This window comes from Saccharopolyspora sp. NPDC003752, assembly GCF_053605825.1.
The window spans coordinates 45,733-63,874 of the sequence record NZ_JBSGJZ010000003.1; the positions used below are offsets into that span (position 1 = coordinate 45,733).

Here is an 18,142-nt window from a genome sequence, read left to right on the forward strand (position 1 = left end):
AGACCGAACGGTCGGCGCACCGAGATCCGGGCGGTCGGTCCCCGCACGTAGGGTGGAGGCGTGGCCGATCCGTCCACCTACCGACCAGCGCCAGGCACGATCCCGGACGCCCCCGGCGTCTACCGGTTCCACGATGCCGGCGGCCGAGTGATCTACGTCGGCAAGGCGAAAAGCCTGCGCAGCAGGCTCTCGTCGTACTTCGCCGACCTCGCCGGGCTGCATCCGCGGACCCGGCAGATGGTCACCACGGCCACCGGCGTGCAGTGGACCGTCGTCGGCACCGAGGTCGAGGCGCTGCAGCTGGAGTACTCCTGGATCAAGGAGTACGACCCGAAGTTCAACGTCCGCTACCGCGACGACAAGTCGTACCCGGTGCTGGCGGTGACCCTGCACGAGGAGTTCCCGCGCCTGCACGTCTACCGCGGCCCGCGCCGCAAGGGCGTGCGGTACTTCGGCCCGTACGCGCACGCGTGGGCGATCCGCGAGACCCTCGACCTGCTGCTGCGGGTGTTCCCCGCGCGCACCTGCTCCGGCGGGGTGTTCAAGCGGCACTCGCAGATCGGCCGCCCCTGCCTGCTCGGCTACATCGGCAAGTGCTCGGCGCCCTGCGTGGGCCGGGTCGACGCCGACGAGCACCGGGACATCGTCGAGGACTTCTGCGACTTCCTGGCCGGGCACACCGACCAGCTGATGCGCAAGCTCGACAAGGAGATGCAGGCCGCCTCCGCGGAGCTGGAGTTCGAGCGCGCCGCCCGGCTGCGCGACGACCTGGAGGCCCTGCGGCGGGCGATGGAGAAGCAGGCCGTGGTGCTCGGCGACGGCACCGACGCCGACGTGGTGGCCTTCGCCGAGGACGAGCTCGCCGCCGCCGTGCAGGTCTTCCACATCCGCGGCGGCCGGGTGCGCGGCCAGCGCGGTTGGGTCATCGACAAGGTCGAGCAAACCGAGACCGCCGCCCTCACCTCGCAGTTCCTCACCCAGTTCTACGGTGAGCAGGCATCGTTGGCCGACCAGGCAGACGCGGGCGGCAGCCCGGTGCCGCGCGAGGTGCTGGTGCCGCAGCTGCCCGACGACGCGGAGGCGATCGCCGGCTGGCTCGGCGAGCTGCGCGGCAGCCGGGTCAGCCTCCGGGTGCCGCAGCGCGGCGACAAGCGGGCGCTGATGGAAACCGTCGAGCGCAACGCCAAGGAGTCGTTCCAGCAGTACAAGCTGCGTCGCGCCGGCGACCTGACGGCCCGGTCGGCGGCGTTGCAGGAGCTCCAGGAAGCGCTGGCGCTGGACACCGCGCCGCTGCGCATCGAGTGCATCGACGTCAGCCACGTGCAGGGCACCGACGTGGTGGCGTCGCTGGTGGTGTTCGAGGACGGCGTGCCGCGCAAGTCCGAGTACCGCCGCTTCGAGGTCCGGGAGGGCGCCGAGGGCGGCGACGTCGGCTCCATCGACGAGGTCGTGCGCCGCCGCTTCCACCGCTACCTCAGCGAGACGGCGAAGTCCGACATCCCGCCGGAGCAGACCGGCTCGGGGCCCGTCGGCGCGGCGATCGACCCCGACACCGGCCGCCCGCGCAAGTTCGCCTACCCGCCGAACCTGCTGGTGATCGACGGCGGCGCGCCGCAGGCCAACGCGGCCGCGGACGCGCTGACCGAAATGGGCATCACCGACGTCGCGGTGATCGGGCTGGCCAAGCGGCTGGAGGAGGTCTGGCTGCCCGCCGACCCGGACCCGGTGATCCTGCCGCGCACCAGCGAGGCGCTCTACCTGCTGCAACGGGTCCGCGACGAGGCGCACCGCTTCGCCATCGGCTACCACCGGAAGAAGCGCGGCAAGCGCATGACAAGCTCCACATTGGACGCGATTCCGGGACTGGGCGAAACCCGCCGCGCGGCGTTGCTCAAGCACTTCGGCTCGGTGCGCAAGCTGCGCCAGGCCGGGGTGGACGAGATCGCCGCAGTGCCCGGGATCGGCCGCCGCACCGCCGAGACCGTGCACTCGGCCCTGGCGGCCGAAGGGGGAACCGGGCCGAGCCCGGTGCCGGACGACCGGGCGGGGCCCGGCGCCGACAACGCTGAAGGGGAGAGCAGTGACTGACGAGCAGTCGGGCATCGAGGTCGCCGTGGTCAGCGGCCTGTCCGGGGCGGGGCGCAGCACCGCGGCCAAGTGCCTGGAAGACCTGGGCTGGTTCGTGGTGGACAACCTGCCACCGGAACTGATCGCCACGATGGTGGAGCTGGGGGCTCGCTCCAGCGGCGCGGTCACCCGCGTCGCGGTGGTGATGGACGTGCGCAGCCGCGCGTTCACCGAGGACCTGGGCGCGGTCATCAAGGACCTCGACGCCCGCGGCTACAAGCCGAAGGTCCTGTTCCTGGAGGCCACCGACGAGGTGCTGATCCGCCGCTTCGAGCAGGTGCGGCGCGGCCACCCGCTGCAGGGGGAGGGGCGGCTGGCCGACGGGATCGCCGCGGAGCGGTCGCTGCTGTCGAAGCTGCGCTCCGAGGCGGACCTGGTGCTGGACACCACCAGCCTGTCGGTGCACCAGCTGCGGTCCAAGATCGAGGACGCGTTCGGCACCGAGGCGAGCACCCGCACGCGGCTGACCGTGCTGTCCTTCGGCTACAAGTACGGTCTGCCGATGGACGCCGACCTGGTGATGGACTGCCGCTTCCTGCCGAACCCGTTCTGGATCCCGGAGCTGCGCGAGTTCAACGGCCTCGACGAGGAGGTCCGCAACTACGTGCTCGGCCAGGAAGGCGCGGAGGAGTTCCTGCAGAGCTACCAGCAGCTGCTTCGGCTGGTCGGGGCCGGCTACCACCGCGAGGGCAAGCGGTACCTGACGCTGGCGCTGGGCTGCACCGGCGGCAAGCACCGCAGCGTCGCGCTCGCCGAGGAACTAGCGCGCCGACTCGCCGAGGACGACGGGATGATGGTCAAGACGGTGCACCGGGACCTGGGGCGCGAGTGAGCGCCCCGCTGCGCGCGGTCGCGCTCGGCGGCGGCCACGGCCTGCAGGCGACGCTGTCCGCGCTGCGCCAGATCACCACCGACGTGACGGCGGTGGTGACGGTGGCCGACGACGGCGGGTCGTCCGGGCGGCTGCGCCGCGAGCTGGGCATGCTGCCGCCGGGCGACCTCCGCAAGGCGCTCGCCGCGCTCGCCGACTCCGACACCGACGGCCAGCTGTGGGCGACGGTGTTCGAGCACCGCTTCGGCGGCAGCGGGGCCCTCGCCGGCCACGCCGTCGGCAACCTGCTGCTGGCCGGGCTGCTGGAGGTGCTGGGCGATCCGGTCGAGGTCCTCGACCACGCCTGCCGGCTGCTCGGCGTGCAGGGCCGGGTCCTGCCGATGTCGACGGTGCCGCTGGACATGGCCGCCGATGTCGTCGGGCTCGACTCCGATCCCGACGCGATTCGCACGATCCGGGGGCAGGTGGCCATCGCCAGTACGCCCGGACGAGTGAAACAAGTGCGTTTGCACGCGAATGGTGTCGAAGAACCGGCAGCCTGCCCGCAAGCGGTGGAGGCCGTGCTGGGCGCCGATCTGGTGCTGCTCGGACCCGGCTCGTGGTTCACCAGCGTGCTGCCGCACCTGCTGGTCCCGGAGTTGCACGAGGCATTGGTGAGCACAACCGCGCGCCGCGTGGTGGTGCTCAACCTCGTCCCGCAGCCGGGTGAGACGGCGGGCTTCTCACCCGAACAGCACCTGGACGTACTCTCGCAGCACGCACCGCGGCTGCGGGTCGACGCGGTGTTGGCCGACGCGGACTCGGTGCCCACCCCTGATCGGCTTCGAGCTGCGGCCGCCGGTCTGGGTGCGCAGACTTTGCTGGACAAGATCGCCGCGCCGGCCGTGCCGGGACGGCACGACCCGGAGGCGCTGGCGGCCAGCCTGCGGGCCGCATTGGAGAGGAGGACGGACCGGTGGCGATGACCGCGGCGGTCAAGGACGAGTTGAGCCGGTTGTCGGTGACGAAGACGTGCTGCCGACGGGCTGAGGTGTCCTCGTTGCTGCGCTTCGCCGGCGGGCTGCACATCGTCGCCGGCCGGGTGGTGATCGAGGCCGAGCTGGACAGCGGCTCCACGGCGCGCCGGCTCCGCAAGGAGATCCACGAACTGTTCGGGCACCAGTCCGACGTGCACATGATCACCTCCGGCGGGCTGCGCAAGGGCACCCGGTACGTGGTGCGGGTGGTCAAGGACGGCGAGGGCCTCGCCCGGCAGACCGGACTGCTCGATCCGCGCGGCCGCCCCGTGCGCGGCCTGCCCGCGCACGTCGTCTCCGGCGGCGCCTGCGATTCGGAAGCCGCGTGGCGCGGCGCCTTCCTGGCGCACGGCTCGCTGACCGAGCCGGGCCGGTCGTCGTCGATGGAGGTCACCTGCCCGGGGCCGGAGGCGGCGCTGGCGCTGGTCGGTGCCGCGCGGCGGATCGGCGTGGCGGCGAAGTCGCGCGAGGTGCGCGGCGCGGACCGGGTTGTGGTGCGCGACGGCGACGCCATCGGCGCGCTGCTGACCAGGCTCGGCGCGCACTCCAGCGTGCTCGCGTGGGAAGAGCGCCGGATGCGCCGCGAGGTGCGGGCGACCGCCAACCGGCTGGCGAACTTCGACGACGCCAACCTGCGCCGCTCGGCGCGCGCCGCGGTCGCCGCGGCCGCCCGGGTGGAGCGCGCGCTGGAGCTGCTGGGCCCGACGGCCCCGGATCACCTGACGGTGGCGGGCCGGCTTCGGCTGGCGCACCGGCAGGCATCGCTGGAGGAGCTCGGCCAGCTGGCGGACCCGCCGATGACGAAGGACGCGGTGGCCGGCCGGATCCGCCGCCTGCTGGCGATGGCCGACAAGCGAGCCCGCGAACTGGGCGTCCCGGACACCGAATCCGCGGTGACCGCCGAGATGCTGGAAGCCGACGCCTGACCGGTCGACCGCAGTTTCAATTGAAACTGCGGTCCCGGTAGTCGGTAAATCACCGTTTCAATTCGAACTGTGAAAATCCGGCACCGCGCCGAACCGGTGCAGAGATGCCGATCACGGGCGGCGATCGTCGCGACCGCCTCTATCGGTTCGCTCCGCAGCGCGTTGAACTGCGCTGATGCGGGTGTGGTCGCGGTTGGTCGCGGGCCGGGTGCGGCTGGTGGGAGACGTCGCGTTTCCGGAGCGTGAGCCCGCTCGCCCGCCCGCGTGCGAAGGCCCCGGTGGCAGATAGGGTGATGCCGAGACCATCAACCTCACCCGCCGCGTCGTCGGCCGGGTCAGTCACGAGGAGAGATCGGCGTGACCGTTCGCGTAGGTATCAACGGCTTCGGTCGGATCGGGCGGAACTTCTGGCGGGCCGCGACCGCCAGTGATCACGACATCGAGATCGTGGCCGCCAACGACCTGGGCGATGTCGCGACCATGGCCCACCTGCTCAAGTACGACAGCATCCTCGGCCGCCTCGACCAGGAGGTGAAGGTCACCGGTGAGGGCATCGAGGTGGGCGGCAAGCTCATCAAGATCCTCGCCGAGCGCGACCCGGGCAAGCTGCCGTGGGGCGACCTGGGCGTCGACGTCGTCGTGGAGTCCACCGGCTTCTTCACCAACGCCGCGGACGCCCGCAAGCACGTCGACGAGGGCGGTGCGAAGAAGGTCATCATCTCCGCCCCGGCCAAGGGCGAAGACCTGACCGTGGTGCTGGGCGTCAACGACGACAAGTACGACGGCTCGCAGACCATCATCTCCAACGCCTCCTGCACCACCAACTGCCTGGCCCCGATGGTCAAGGTGCTCGACGACGCCTTCGGCATCGAGCAGGGCCTGATGACCACCATCCACGCCTACACGCAGGACCAGAACCTGCAGGACGCCCCGCACAAGGACCTGCGCCGCGCCCGCGCCGCCGCGATCAACGTGGTGCCGACCAGCACCGGTGCGGCCAAGGCGATCGGCCTGGTGCTGCCGGAGCTCAACGGCAAGCTGGACGGCTACGCGCTGCGCGTGCCGGTGCCGACCGGCTCGGTCACCGACCTCACCGCCACCGTCCGCAAGGACGCCACGGTCGAGTCGGTCAACGAGGCGTTCAAGGCCGCGGCCGCCGAGGGCAAGCTCAAGGGCATCCTCAAGTACAACGAGGACCCGATCGTCTCCGCCGACATCGTCACCGACCCGCACTCGACGATCTACGACTCGCCGCTGACCAAGGTCATCGGCAACCAGGTCAAGATCGTCGGCTGGTACGACAACGAGTGGGGCTACTCCAACCGCCTCGCCGACCTCGTCGACCTGGTCGGCAAGAAGCTTTCCTGACCTGATTCCCGGAGACCCGCATGAGCCGCTGGAACACCTCGGCTCGTGCGGGTCTTCCCGTGGAGAGTGTGCGGGTTGGTTCCAGCTCTCACCCATCCGAGCGGTCGACTCGGTGCGGGCGTCCCGCGTTTTGATCAAAACTGGAAAGATCGAGTAGGGTGCCAGGCGTCGGGATGTTCCCGGTAACGGCCCGTTCAGGTCCCAGAGTTCACACGTATTGGCCCAGGTCGGTACGTCACCGTTCGTGCGGGGTGCTCTGTGGAAAAGAATGGGGCGTAGCCATCGCCGCAGGTTGCGGAACGATGGCCGATCGGCTGAGACTGCCCAGCCTGGACTCCAGTCGTACACAGGTGGTACGGCGGAGAGCGAAACGTCCTACTCGGGCAAGTACCAACAACGAGTAGGAAGCAGCAGACGTGAAGAACCTAGACGATCTGCTGTCCGAGGGCGTTCGGGGTCGGCGTGTCCTAGTGCGCGCCGACCTGAACGTGCCGCTGGACGGCGAGAAGATCACCGATGACGGCCGGGTGCGCGCCTCCCTGCCGACCATCCGGAAGCTGACCGGGGCCGGTGCCCAGGTGGTGCTCGCCGCGCACCTCGGCCGCCCCAAGGGCGAGCCGGACCCGAAGTTCTCCCTGGCCCCGGTCGCGCGGCGCCTCGGCGAGCTGCTCGGCGCCGACGTCGCGCTGGCCGATGACCTGGTCGGCGACTCGGCGAAGTCCGTGGTGGCGGGCCTGACCGACGGGTCGGTCGCGCTGCTGGAGAACGTCCGCTTCGACGCCCGCGAGACCAGCAAGGACGACGCCGAGCGCGGCGCGCTGGCCGACGAGCTGGCCGCGCTGGTCGGCCCGGACGCCGCCTTCGTCTCCGACGGTTTCGGCGTGGTGCACCGCAAGCAGGCGTCGGTCTACGACGTCGCCAAGCGGCTGCCCGCCTACGCCGGCGGCCTGGTGCTCGCCGAGGTCGAGGTGCTGCGCACCCTGACCGGCGACCCGAAGCACCCCTACGTCGTGGTGCTCGGCGGCTCGAAGGTCTCCGACAAGCTCGGCGTCATCAAGGCCCTGCTGCCCAAGGTCGACAAGCTGCTCATCGGCGGCGGCATGGCGTACACGTTCCTGGCCGCCCAGGGCCACAACGTCGGCAACTCGCTGCTGCAGGAGGACCAGATCTCCTCCACCGAGCAGCTGCTCGCCGAGCACGGCGACAAGCTGGTGCTGCCCGTGGACGTGGTGGCCGCCGATCGCTTCGCCGCGGACGCGGAGAAGCAGGTCGTGGCCGCCGACGCGATCCCGGCCGACTGGATGGGGCTGGACATCGGGCCGCGCAGCGTCGAGCAGTTCGCCGGGATCCTCCGCGAGGCCGGCACGGTGTTCTGGAACGGCCCGGCCGGCGTGTTCGAGTTCCCGGCATTCGCCGACGGCACCCGCGGCGTCGCGCAGGCCATCGTCGACTCCGACTCGTTCAGCGTGGTCGGCGGCGGCGACTCGGCCGCCGCGGTGCGCACCCTCGGGCTGCCCGAGGACGGCTTCTCGCACATCTCCACCGGCGGCGGCGCGTCGCTGGAATACCTCGAAGGCAAGGACCTGCCCGGTGTGGCCGTCCTGGAAGGTGAGCGCTGAACATGGCCAGGCAGCCACTGATCGCCGGCAACTGGAAGATGAACCTGAACCACCTGGAGGCGATCGCCCTGGTGCAGAAGGTCGCCTTCGCGTTGCCGGAGAAGTACTTCGCGAAGGTGGAGGTGGCGGTGCTGCCGCCGTTCACCGACATCCGCAGCGTGCAGACCCTGATCGACGGCGACAAGCTGCTGCTCAAGCACGGCGCGCAGGACATCTCCGAGCACGAGTCCGGGGCCTACACCGGTGACGTGTCCGGGCCGATGCTGGCCAAGCTCGGGTGCAGCTACGTGGTGGTCGGCCACTCGGAGCGCCGCGAGTACCACGCGGAGACCGACGAGCTGGTGAACAAGAAGGTCCGCGCCACCCTCAAGCACGGCATGTCGCCGATCCTGTGCGTCGGTGAGCAGCTCGACGTGCGCGAGTCCGGCGGCCACGTCGAGCACTGCACGACGCAGCTGATCAACGCGCTCAAGGGTCTCAAGGCCGAGCAGGTGCGCCAGGTCGTGGTGGCCTACGAGCCGGTGTGGGCGATCGGCACCGGCAAGGTCGCCACCGCCGCGGACGCGCAGGAGGTCTGCGGGGCGCTGCGGGCGGCGCTGGAGGAGAAGTACGGCAAGGAGATCGCCGACGAGGTGCGGGTGCTCTACGGCGGTTCGGTGAAGTCGAGCAACATCGGCGACCTGATCGGCCAGTCGGACGTGGACGGTGCCCTGGTCGGCGGCGCGAGCCTCAACGGCGACGAGTTCGCCAAGCTCTCCGCCATGGCTGCAGGCGGCCCCATCCCGTGATCTTCCCGCAATTTCAATGGAAATCGAACCTCTGATTTCCATTGAAATTGCGGTCCACGGGCCTCGGGGGCGAGGTCGGACGGGGTGGAGGGCGTGTTGACCGGGGTGCTCGGTCGACGGGTGCCCTTCGCTCATCACCTGTTCGGGATCGGCCCCTGTGGGGGCTGTCGGCCCGGGTTGTGAGACCGTCGTGGCGGCAAACGGGTGGACGGTGGTCAACTCGCTGTTGGTGGCCCGGTACGCTTGGTCGCGGACCGCTGTGCGAACGAGGACGTGATGACTCTTTTCCTGCAGATCGTGTTGATCGTGACGAGTGTGCTGCTGGTGCTGCTGGTGCTGCTGCACCGGGCCAAGGGCGGCGGTCTGTCCTCGCTGTTCGGCGGCGGTATGCAGTCCAACCTGGCCGGTTCCAGTGTGGCGGAGAAGAACCTCGACCGGATGACGTTGTTCGTCATGGCGCTGTGGGTCATCTCCATCATCGGTGTCGGCGTGTTGATCAAGATCGGTTGATCGACCGGGCACCCAGCCGGTCGACAACCCCGGGCCGCTTGGTGGGTGAAGACGGATGACTGGTGGCAACGCCATTCGCGGCACGCGTGTGGGCTCGGGCCCCACGGTAGGCGAGTCGGAGCGGGGGGAAGCCGCGCCGCGCAAGCGGGTCGACTACTGGTGCGCCAACGCGCACCACAGCCGGCCGTCGTTTGCGATGGACGCCGAGGTGCCGGAGGAATGGGACTGCCCGCGCTGCGGTTTGCCGGCGGGCTTGGACCAGGAGAACCCGCCCGAGGCGCGGCGGAACGAGCCGTACAAGAGCCACCTCGCGTACGTCAAGGAGCGGCGCAGCGATGCCGACGGGATGGCCATCCTGGAGGAAGCGCTGGCCAAGCTCCGCGAGCGCAAGGGCCGCTGAGATCAACGAACCGGGCCGGGTGGGCGACAGCTCACCCGGCCCGGTTCGTTTCTCGTGAGTGCTGACTCCGGTAAAAAACCGGCTTCAGCGCTCACGACGGCTCGACGTCGATCTCGTTGACCGCGGCGAGCATGTGCCGCAGCACCCGCATGGTCGTCGCGACATCGGCATCGGTCAGGTCGCCGCCGACGAGCCCCATCGTTCTGTGCTCCTCCGCCTGCACCCCGCGGATGGCGGTGCGCCCGGCCTCGGTGAGTGCCACCAGCGACGAGCGGCGGTGCGCGGGGTTCGGCTTCAGCGCGACGAATCCCGCCGCCTGCGCGTCGTTGACCATGCGTTGCACGAACTGCCTGCTGAGCTCCAGGGTCCGGGCGATCTGGGGGACGGTCTCGGCAGTGCCCGCCATTTCCAGCCGTTCGAGCACCGCGCGCACGCCGACGGACAGCCCGTTGCTGGGGCTTTGCTGTTCGACCAGGCGCGCGACGCGGCGGTAGAGCGGCCCGAGGACGGCGTAGACCTCGGCCAGTCGCGGTCCGAGCTCGGTGGGCGGCAGCGGGGAATCAGAGTTGTCAACCACGGTGTCATTATGACACCTTGGTTGTCATGAACACTATCGAATCAGTACGAGTTCCGGTCCCGGACGGCGAGCTGTACGCCGAGGTGGTGGGTTCCGGTCCGCCACTGGTGCTGCTGCACGCCGGCTACCTGGGCGTGGGGATGTGGGACGAGCAGCTCGAATTCGCCGCCGACCACCGGCTGATCCGCTACGACGCCCGCTCCCACGGGCGCTCCAGCACCGCGATGACCGACGTCCGGGCCGAGGAAGACCTGCTGGCGCTGCTGGACCACTTCGAGGTCGGCACCGCGTCCCTGATGGGCAACTCGATGGGCGGCGCCACCGCCCTGACCTTCGCGCTGCAGCACCCGGAGCGGGTGGACCGCATCGTGCTGTTCGGCCCGGGCATCCCGCCGGTCGACTTCCGCGACCCGTTCATCCAGGAAGGGCACCGTGAGCAGGAGGCCGCCAGGCAGGCGATGGACATCGACCGGTACGTCGAGGCTTTCCTGCGCATCGGGGTCGACGGCCCGCACCGCCGGCCGGACGAGGTGGACCAGCAGATCCGGTCGCGCTGCCGGGACATGGCGATGACGACCGTGGGCAACCACCACACCGCGACCGGGCGGCTGTTGGAGCGCGACGTCGCGAGCAGGCTGGCGGAGATCACCGCGCCGACGCTGCTGGTCGTCGGCGAGTTGGAGGCGCTCGACCTGCACCGGATGGCGCGGGACGCGGTGGAGCGGATGCCGAACGCCGAACTGGTCGAGATGGCCGGCGTCGGGCACATGGCCAGCATGGAGAACCCGCGGGAAGTCAACGAGTTGATCCGCCGCCACCTGGACGGATAGGAGTTCGCGGAGAGAATCCGTCGGGCGCGTCGATTTCCCGGGGAGCCCGTTCGATGCGTCGGTGGGCGGCCGACCGCTCACCGACGACGGGGTGATTCCTGGAAGCCGGCGTCCACCACCTGGTGTGCAGTTTCAATTGAAACTGCGGTACCGGGGCCGGTGTGGCGTTGGTCGCGGTGTTGGGTCGCGTCCGGCTACCGGTGGGTACGCTCGCCGTCCACGACAGCGGCGATCCGGGAGGACTCATGGCTCAGGCGACGGCTGATCTCGCGGACCGGGAAGGCCCGGAGGTGCGCAGCTGCGACGTGCAGTTCCGCAACCTCGGCGGGCGCGAGGCGTTCGAAGGCCGGATCCGCACGGTCACGTGCTTCCAGGACAACGCCCTGCTCAAGAAGGTCCTCTCCGAGCCAGGCGACGGCCAGGTGCTGGTCATCGACGGCCGCGGCTCGCTGCACACCGCGCTGATCGGCGACCTGATCGCCGAGATCGGCCGCTCGAACGGCTGGAGCGGGGTCATCATCAACGGCGCGGTGCGCGACTCGGCGGTGCTCGCCGGGATGGACTTCGGCGTCAAGGCGCTGGGCACCAATCCGCGAAAGAGCACCAAGACCGGCGAGGGAACCGTCGACGATGTCGTCGAGCTCGGCGGCATCCGGTTCGTGCCCGGCGAGCACGTGGTGTCCGACCAGGACGGCATCGTGGTGATCACCGAGCCGTAGTTTCGCCGGCCCGACGGCCGAGCGCACGCGCAGGCCGTCCCGATCGCGTTCCGGCGGTTGGCGGCGGTGCGCGAACGCCCGGCCGGGTCGGGCACTTCGCCGAACTCGCCTGATCGGGGCACCGGGCCGGAGCCCGGTCAGGCGCTCACGGCCGCTCAGCCCAGGCCCAGCACCACCAGCAGGAACCACGGCACCAGGGATCCGGAGACGAGCATGGCGCCGGCGTAGCTCAGCAGCTGGCGGAAGTAGACCTGCTTGTCGCGGTTGCGGACGTTGGCCATCAGCATCGCGCCGCTCGGGGAGGTGGGGCTGACGTCGACCACGCTGGCCGCCACGCCGAAACCGGCCACCGCGCCGGGGATGTGCGCGAAGTTCGCCGCCTGCAGCGGAGGGATCAGGATCGGGAAGGTCGCGCCCAGCGTCGCGGTGGTGGAGGCGAACGCCGACACGACACCACCGATCACAGACGCCAGCAGGGTGGTGATCAGCGGGTTGCCCAGGCTGCCGATGGCGTTGGAGGCGTAGGCGATCGCGCCGACCTCCTCGGCGACGCCGACGAAGACGAACAATCCCGAGGTCAGCAGGATGACGCTCCACGAGATGCCCTTGACCGCGCCGTCGGCGCGCTTCGGGAAGAACAGCGTGAGCAGCGCGCCGAGCCCGAACGCGGTGATGCCCACGTCCAGCCCGAAGCCCAGCGCCAGCACCATCAGCGCCGCGATGGCCAGCAGCGTGACCTTCTGCTCGCCGGCGATCTTCGCCCGCTCCACGGTGGTGTCGACGCCGTCGACCGCGGGCTCCTTGCCGTGGCCGTGCCGGATCAGGTGCATCCCGCCGAAGGCGAAGTACACCACCGCCATCAGCAGCACGTACATCGCCAGGAACAGCGTGAACACGCTCCAGATCGACACGTCGGCCAGACCGGACTTCTCCAGCACGCTCTTGGTCACCGCGCCGTAGGAGTTCATCGGCGACATGGCGGTGGCGTTGACGCCGTGCAGGATGATCAGGCCCATCAGCAGCGGGCTGACCCGGTACTGCGCGGCGAAGGTCATCGCCAGCGGCGCCAGCAGCGCCAGCGCCGCGGAGGGGAAGACGCCGAAGGAGACCAGGACCGCGGCGATCATGCCGAACACCACCGGGATCAGCGCCACCTTGCCGGCGACCAGCCGGACGCCGGTCCGGACCATCAGCTCGACGGTGCCGTTCTCGCGGGCGATCGCGAACAGGTACGTGACCCCGGCGATCAGCACGAAGATGTCGGCGGGGAAGGACTCCAGCACCTGGTCCACGGACAGCCCGCCGATGCCGGCGACCACCAGCGCGCCGACGAAGCCGAGCACGCCGATGTTGACGTCGAAGGCGATCGCCAGGGCGAACATCAGGACCAGGCAACCCACGCTGGCCGCGATCGCAGCGGACATCGTTGTTCCTCTCTGCGGGGTTGGGGCGACGAAAGAATTCAGTTGAATGCCACAGTGCGCAACTGTATGCAGCAGAATACGGACACGCGACGTGAGGTCAAGAGCTTCTTTGTCGTCGACTCGACTCCGTTGGGGCGCAAGGGTTCGGGCTTGACACGCCGCGCCAGAGCGTGAGTATGCTTCTGTATACAACGGCGTACCGGGGTTCGCGGGGCCTGTGGAGGCACCTGCCCCCGGCGCGATGACGTCGACCGACCATGGAGTGCGTCTCATGACCAACCCCAGTGACCGGATGCTCATCGGCGGGCAGCGGGTGCGGGCGTCCACCGGGCAGGAGCTGCCCGCGATCAACCCCTTCACCGCGGCGGAGTTCGCCACCATTCCGGACGCGAGCCCGCAAGACGTCGACGCCGCCGTCTCCGCGGCCCGCGCCGCCTTCGACGGCGGCTGGTCGACGACGCCTGGCGTGCGCCGCGCCGAGCTGATGAACCGGCTGGCCGCGCTGGTGGACGAGCACGCCGAGGAACTGGGACGGCTGGAGTCCACCGACAACGGCAAGCTGGTCCGCGAGACCACCGGCCAGGCCCGCTTCGCCGCCCGCAACTACCGGTTCTTCGCCGGTTACGCCGACAAGCTCTACGGGCGCACCATCCCGCTGGACAACCCGGACACCCTGGACTACACGCTCGCCGAGCCGATCGGCGTCGCCGCGCTGATCACCGCGTGGAACTCGCCGATGCAGCTGCTGGCCAACAAGCTCGCCCCGGCGCTGGCGGCGGGGTGCACCGCGGTCGTCAAGCCCTCCGAGCACGCTTCGGCGACGACGCTGCGGATGGCGGATCTGGTGGCGGAGGCCGGTTTTCCGCCGGGCGTGATCAACATCGTCACGGGCGGGCCGCAGGCCGGGATCGCGCTGACCGAGCACCCGGGCCTGGACCGGATCAGCTTCACCGGCAGCGTGCCCACCGGCCGGGCCATCGCGGCGGCCGCGGCGAAGAACCTGATCCCGGTCACGCTGGAGCTGGGCGGCAAGTCCCCGAACATCGTCTTCGCCGACGCCGACCTGGACCGCGCGGTCACCGGCGCGGTCGCCGGGATCTTCGCCGCGGGCGGCCAGACCTGCATCGCCGGAAGCCGGCTGCTGGTGCAGGAATCGGTCTACGAGCAGGTGGTGCAGGCGGTCGCGGCGCGAGCCGCGGAGATCCGGCTTGGCGACCCGATGGATTCGCGGACGCAGATGGGTCCGGTGGCCAACGAGCCGCAGCGCGACCGCATCCAGCGCGCCATCGACTCCGGTGTCGAAGCCGGCGCCCGCGCGGTGGCCGGCGCCGAGCCGGTCGATGACCCGGCGCTGGGCGAGGGGCTGTTCGTGCGGCCCACGGTGTTCGCCGACGTCGCCAACGACTCGAAGCTGGCCCGCGAGGAGATCTTCGGCCCGGTGCTGAGCGCGATCCCGTTCGCCGACGACGACGAAGCCGTCAAGATCGCCAACGACAGCGATTTCGGCCTGGCGTCCGGGATCTGGACCAACGACCTGACCCGCGCCCACCTGGTCGCCAAGCGGCTGCGAGCGGGCACGGTGTGGGTCAACACCTACCGGGCCGGCGCCGCGCAGGCGCCCTTCGGCGGCACCCGGAAGTCCGGCTACGGCCGCGAACGCGGCGAAGAAGCCCTCCGCGAATACCTCAACACCAAGAACGTGATGGTCGACCTCACCGGCCAGACCCCCGACCCCTTCTCGATCCGCCTCTGAGAAACCGCGAACGCCGATTTGGCCGCAACTGATTAGGAGAACGCCGGTGAGTGACACCGTTTCGTTGTGCGGGCTGGGGAACATGGGTGGTGCGGTCGCCGGTCGCCTCGCCGCGCACGGCCCGCTGCGGGTGTTCGACCTCGACGCCGAGCGCGTTGCCGAGGTCGCGAAGGCCCCTCAGGTGGACGCGGTTGCCGAGGTGGCCGAGCTGGCCAGGTCCGGCGTCGTGGTGCTTTCCCTGCCCGCGCCGAAGGTTTCGCTGCAGGTGATCGCCGAGCTGGCGCCGCGGATGCAGGCCGGCAGCGTGATCGTGGAGACCAGCACGGTCAATCCCGCGGACATGGCCGAGGAGCTGAAGATCTGCGCTGCGCACGGCATCGGCGTCGTGGACGCCGCGATCCTGTCCGGGGTGTCGCAGATGGCCGGGGGCACCGCGACGCTGCTGGTCGGCGGCGAGGAGTCCGATGTGGACAAGGTGTCCGACGTGCTGGCGGCGATCAGTGCGACCATCACCAGGTTCGGGCCGGTGGGCAGCGGGATGGCCGCGAAGGTGATCAACAACGCGGTGGCGCACGCGGTGATGGTGGTGCTCGCCGAGGCCGGTGCGCTGGGCGCGGCCACCGGCGTGTCCGGCTCGGCGCTGGCCGCGCTGCTGTCCGGCCCCGAGGCCGGGCTGACCCGCCCGCTCACGCACCGCTTCGTGGAGCGGATCCTGCGGGGCGAGTACGACGGCGGAATGCCCACCGAGGCCGCCCGCAAGGACTCCACCCTGGCGTTGGCCATGGCCCAGGACACCGGAGTGCCGCTGTTCGGCATCCAGGGCGCGCACACCGTCTACGAGCTCGGCGTCTCGGAAGGGCTCGGCCGGCTCGACTACGCCTCGATCGCCACGCTCTGGGAGCGCTGGACCGGGCGCCCCATGGCCGAAACCTCGAACGACAAGGGAGACGAAGAATGAGCAAGCCGGAGACCGACCGGTTCGACGTCGTGGTGGTCGGTGGCGGCAACGCCGGGTTCTCCGCCGCGCACTCGGCCGTGGAGCAGGGCGCGAAGGTGCTGCTGCTGGAGAAGGCGCAGGAAGACGCCGCCGGCGGCAACTCCTTCTACACCGCCGGCGCGTTCCGGTTCGCCTTCGACGGCCTCGACGACGTCGCCGACCTGCTCGAACCCGACGAGCGGCACGCCGATTCCGTGGTGCCCGCCTACCCGGAGAGCGCCTTCACCGACGACATGCGCCGGGTCACCGACGGCAAGTGCGACCCGGTGCTGACCAAGATCCTGGTCTCCCGCTCCGCCGATGCCGTGCGCTGGCTGGCGGGCAAGGGCATCCGGTGGCGGCTGATGTACGAGCGCCAGGCCTACCTGTCCGACGGCAAGTGGGTGTTCTCCGGCGGCCTGTTCGTCGGCACCGTCGACGGGGGCAAGGGGCTCATCGCCCAGCACACCCGGGCCGCGCTGGAAGAGGGCGTGGAGATCCGCTACGGCGCCGAGGTCACGGCGCTGCACCTCGCCGACGCGGCCGGTCGAGGCGTCACCTATCGCGATTCCAACGGCGTCGGGCACCGGATCAGGGCCGGTGCGGTGGTGTTGTCGGCCGGTGGCTTCGAATCCGACCCCGAGCGCCGCGCCGAGCACCTCGGCGAGGGCTGGGATCGCGCGCTGGTGCGCGGCACGCCGACCAACACCGGTGACGTGCTCGACCTCGCGCTGGCCGCCGGCGCCGCCCCGCACGGCGACTGGGGTTCCTGCCACAGCGTGGCGTGGGACGCCGACGGCAGCCCGACCGGCGGCAACCGGGAGCTGACCAACCAGCTGACCCGGCAGAGCTATCCGATCGGCATCGTGGTCAACGTCGAGGGCGAGCGGTTCGTCGACGAGGGCGCGGACTTCCGCAACTACACCTACGCCAAGTACGGGCGGGAGATCCTGCGCCAGCCGCAGGGCCGGGCGTTCCAGCTGTTCGACGCCAAGACCCGCCCGCTGCTGCGCAAGGAGGAGTACGACTCGCGGCCCATCGCCGGTGCGCGGGCCGACACCCTGGCCGAGCTCGCCGACGAGCTCGGCATCGACGCTGCGGGCCTGGAGCGCACCGTCACCGCGTTCAACGAGTCCATCGTGGACGAACCGTTCGACCCGGCGGTCAAGGACGGGCGCGCCGCGCAGGTCCGGCCGCCGAAGTCCAACTGGGCGCAGGCCCTGGACACCGCCCCGTACTACGGCTACGCCGTGGGCTGCGGGATCACCTTCACCTTCGGCGGGGTGCACGTCGACGAATCCGCCCAGGTGCTCGACACCGACGGGCAGCCGATCGACGGGCTCTACGCCGCGGGCGAGATGGTCGGCGGTTTGTTCTCCGGCAACTACCCGGGCGGCAGCGGCCTGACCTCGGGTGCGGTGTTCGGCCGGTTGGCCGGGGCCAGCGCCGGGAAGGCGGGGCGCCATGGCTGAGGAATTCCAGGTCTACGCGATCCGGTTCGCCCACCGCGAAGCATCGGTGCGCGGCGAGCACTTCTACGGCCACGACCCGTGCGCCCTGGACGCCTGGCCGATCTCCTACTACGTGTGGCTGGCGGCCTCCGACTCGCACACCGTGCTCGTCGACGCCGGGTTCACCCCGGAAACGGCGGCGCGGCGCGGGAATCGCGACTACCTGCAAACCCCGATGGACACCATCCGCGCGCTCGGCGTGGACCCGGACCGCATCGAGCACCTGGTGATCAGCCACCTGCACTACGACCACTCCGGGCACGTGGCGGACTTCCCGCAGGCCGAGATCGTGCTGCAGGAAGCCGAGATGGCGTTCTGGACCTCCCGGCACGCCGGACGCGGGCGGCTGGCGCACTTCGTGGAGCCGTCCGACGTCGCGTACCTGGTGGAGCAGAACTTCACCGGCCGGGTGCGCCTGGTCGGCGGGGTGCACGAGGTGGTGCCGGGCATCACCGCGCACCGCGTCGGCGGGCACACCCCGGGCCTGCAGGTGGTGCGGGTCCGCACTGCTGCCGGGAACGTCGTGCTGGCGGCCGATGCGTCGCACTTCTACGAGAACGTCGAGCATGAGAAGCCGTACGGGATCGTGACCCACCTGCCGTCGATGTACGACGCGTTCGACACCTTGCACGCGTTGGCATCCGGCCAGGAGCTGATCGTGCCCGGTCACGATCCGCAGGTGCTGCAACGGTTCCCGGCGGTGCCCGGCCTGGAAGGACTCGCCGTCCGCATCGCCTAGGGGCGCAATGCATACCGAGGTATACTT

Annotated in this window: 17 protein-coding genes; 15 read left to right on the forward strand and 2 right to left on the reverse strand. The window is 70.4% G+C overall.

What is annotated here, in order from left to right; translation table 11 throughout:
• Positions 1 to 60 precede the first annotated feature (60 nt).
• The 9 genes from uvrC to ACWEV3_RS05410 all read left to right on the forward strand — a co-directional run bounded on the left by uvrC (position 61) and on the right by ACWEV3_RS05410 (position 9,586).
• Positions 61 to 2,088 (forward strand): excinuclease ABC subunit UvrC, encoded by a 2,028-nt coding sequence (gene uvrC / locus ACWEV3_RS05370; RefSeq protein ID WP_452612701.1) that lies wholly within the window; start codon positions 61 to 63, stop codon positions 2,086 to 2,088.
• Positions 2,081 to 2,959 carry an RNase adapter RapZ gene (gene rapZ, locus ACWEV3_RS05375; protein WP_093260432.1) on the forward strand — a complete coding sequence of 293 codons (879 nt, stop codon included), beginning with the start codon at positions 2,081 to 2,083 and terminating at the stop codon, positions 2,957 to 2,959. The genes uvrC and rapZ overlap by 8 nt, the downstream gene beginning before the upstream one ends.
• Positions 2,956 to 3,924, forward strand: coding sequence for a gluconeogenesis factor YvcK family protein (locus tag ACWEV3_RS05380; protein WP_452612702.1), 969 nt, complete (start codon positions 2,956 to 2,958; stop codon positions 3,922 to 3,924). Before rapZ ends, ACWEV3_RS05380 begins: the two co-directional genes overlap by 4 nt.
• Complete coding sequence (whiA, locus tag ACWEV3_RS05385; RefSeq protein ID WP_093260428.1) at positions 3,915 to 4,901, forward strand: DNA-binding protein WhiA; 987 nt, start codon at positions 3,915 to 3,917, stop codon at positions 4,899 to 4,901. The genes ACWEV3_RS05380 and whiA overlap by 10 nt, the downstream gene beginning before the upstream one ends.
• 357 nt (positions 4,902 to 5,258) lie before the next feature.
• Positions 5,259 to 6,269 (forward strand): type I glyceraldehyde-3-phosphate dehydrogenase, encoded by a 1,011-nt coding sequence (gene gap / locus ACWEV3_RS05390; RefSeq protein WP_452612703.1) that lies wholly within the window; start codon positions 5,259 to 5,261, stop codon positions 6,267 to 6,269.
• Positions 6,270 to 6,685: 416 nt separating this feature from the next.
• Positions 6,686 to 7,888 (forward strand): phosphoglycerate kinase, encoded by a 1,203-nt coding sequence (locus ACWEV3_RS05395; RefSeq protein WP_452612704.1) that lies wholly within the window; start codon positions 6,686 to 6,688, stop codon positions 7,886 to 7,888.
• A gap of 2 nt (positions 7,889 to 7,890) precedes the next feature.
• On the forward strand, positions 7,891 to 8,676 hold the full coding sequence (tpiA, locus tag ACWEV3_RS05400; RefSeq protein ID WP_132491584.1) for a triose-phosphate isomerase: 786 nt from the start codon (positions 7,891 to 7,893) through the stop codon (positions 8,674 to 8,676).
• A gap of 276 nt (positions 8,677 to 8,952) precedes the next feature.
• Positions 8,953 to 9,186, forward strand: coding sequence for a preprotein translocase subunit SecG (gene secG / locus ACWEV3_RS05405; RefSeq protein WP_358570723.1), 234 nt, complete (start codon positions 8,953 to 8,955; stop codon positions 9,184 to 9,186).
• 55 nt (positions 9,187 to 9,241) lie between these two features.
• Complete coding sequence (locus ACWEV3_RS05410) at positions 9,242 to 9,586, forward strand: RNA polymerase-binding protein RbpA (protein ID WP_358570726.1); 345 nt, start codon at positions 9,242 to 9,244, stop codon at positions 9,584 to 9,586.
• 91 nt (positions 9,587 to 9,677) lie between these two features.
• On the opposite strand, the gene ACWEV3_RS05415 is transcribed toward ACWEV3_RS05410, so the two are convergent.
• The gene (locus ACWEV3_RS05415; RefSeq protein WP_452612705.1) at positions 9,678 to 10,163 is read right to left on the reverse strand and encodes a MarR family winged helix-turn-helix transcriptional regulator; all 486 of its coding nucleotides are present in this window, start codon (positions 10,161 to 10,163) and stop codon (positions 9,678 to 9,680) included.
• Between the two features lie 26 nt (positions 10,164 to 10,189).
• On the opposite strand from ACWEV3_RS05415, the gene ACWEV3_RS05420 reads away from it, so the two are divergent.
• Together ACWEV3_RS05420 and rraA are read left to right on the forward strand one after the other, a co-directional pair.
• Positions 10,190 to 10,993, forward strand: coding sequence for an alpha/beta fold hydrolase (locus ACWEV3_RS05420; protein ID WP_452612706.1), 804 nt, complete (start codon positions 10,190 to 10,192; stop codon positions 10,991 to 10,993).
• 245 nt (positions 10,994 to 11,238) lie between these two features.
• Entirely contained in the window at positions 11,239 to 11,712 is a 474-nt protein-coding gene (rraA, locus tag ACWEV3_RS05425) for a ribonuclease E activity regulator RraA (RefSeq protein WP_358570735.1), read from the forward strand.
• A gap of 155 nt (positions 11,713 to 11,867) precedes the next feature.
• Here the strand turns inward: rraA and ACWEV3_RS05430 are convergent, their stop codons facing one another.
• Positions 11,868 to 13,136, reverse strand: a complete 1,269-nt coding sequence (locus tag ACWEV3_RS05430) for an SLC13 family permease (RefSeq protein WP_452612707.1) — start codon at positions 13,134 to 13,136, stop codon at positions 11,868 to 11,870.
• A gap of 271 nt (positions 13,137 to 13,407) precedes the next feature.
• Here ACWEV3_RS05430 and ACWEV3_RS05435 point away from each other — a divergent pair, with 271 nt between their 5' ends.
• From ACWEV3_RS05435 to ACWEV3_RS05450, 4 genes are read left to right on the forward strand one after another with little or no spacing between them, the layout of a single operon-like run.
• On the forward strand, positions 13,408 to 14,889 hold the full coding sequence (locus tag ACWEV3_RS05435) for an aldehyde dehydrogenase (RefSeq protein ID WP_452612708.1): 1,482 nt from the start codon (positions 13,408 to 13,410) through the stop codon (positions 14,887 to 14,889).
• Positions 14,890 to 14,935: 46 nt separating this feature from the next.
• Positions 14,936 to 15,847 carry an NAD(P)-dependent oxidoreductase gene (locus ACWEV3_RS05440; RefSeq protein WP_452612709.1) on the forward strand — a complete coding sequence of 304 codons (912 nt, stop codon included), beginning with the start codon at positions 14,936 to 14,938 and terminating at the stop codon, positions 15,845 to 15,847.
• The gene (gene tcuA, locus ACWEV3_RS05445; RefSeq protein WP_452612710.1) at positions 15,844 to 17,337 is read left to right on the forward strand and encodes an FAD-dependent tricarballylate dehydrogenase TcuA; all 1,494 of its coding nucleotides are present in this window, start codon (positions 15,844 to 15,846) and stop codon (positions 17,335 to 17,337) included. The genes ACWEV3_RS05440 and tcuA overlap by 4 nt, the downstream gene beginning before the upstream one ends.
• A complete protein-coding gene (locus ACWEV3_RS05450) occupies positions 17,330 to 18,115 on the forward strand; it encodes an N-acyl homoserine lactonase family protein (protein ID WP_452612711.1) in 786 nt (261 codons plus the stop codon). The genes tcuA and ACWEV3_RS05450 overlap by 8 nt, the downstream gene beginning before the upstream one ends.
• The last annotated feature ends 27 nt before the right edge of the window (positions 18,116 to 18,142 follow it).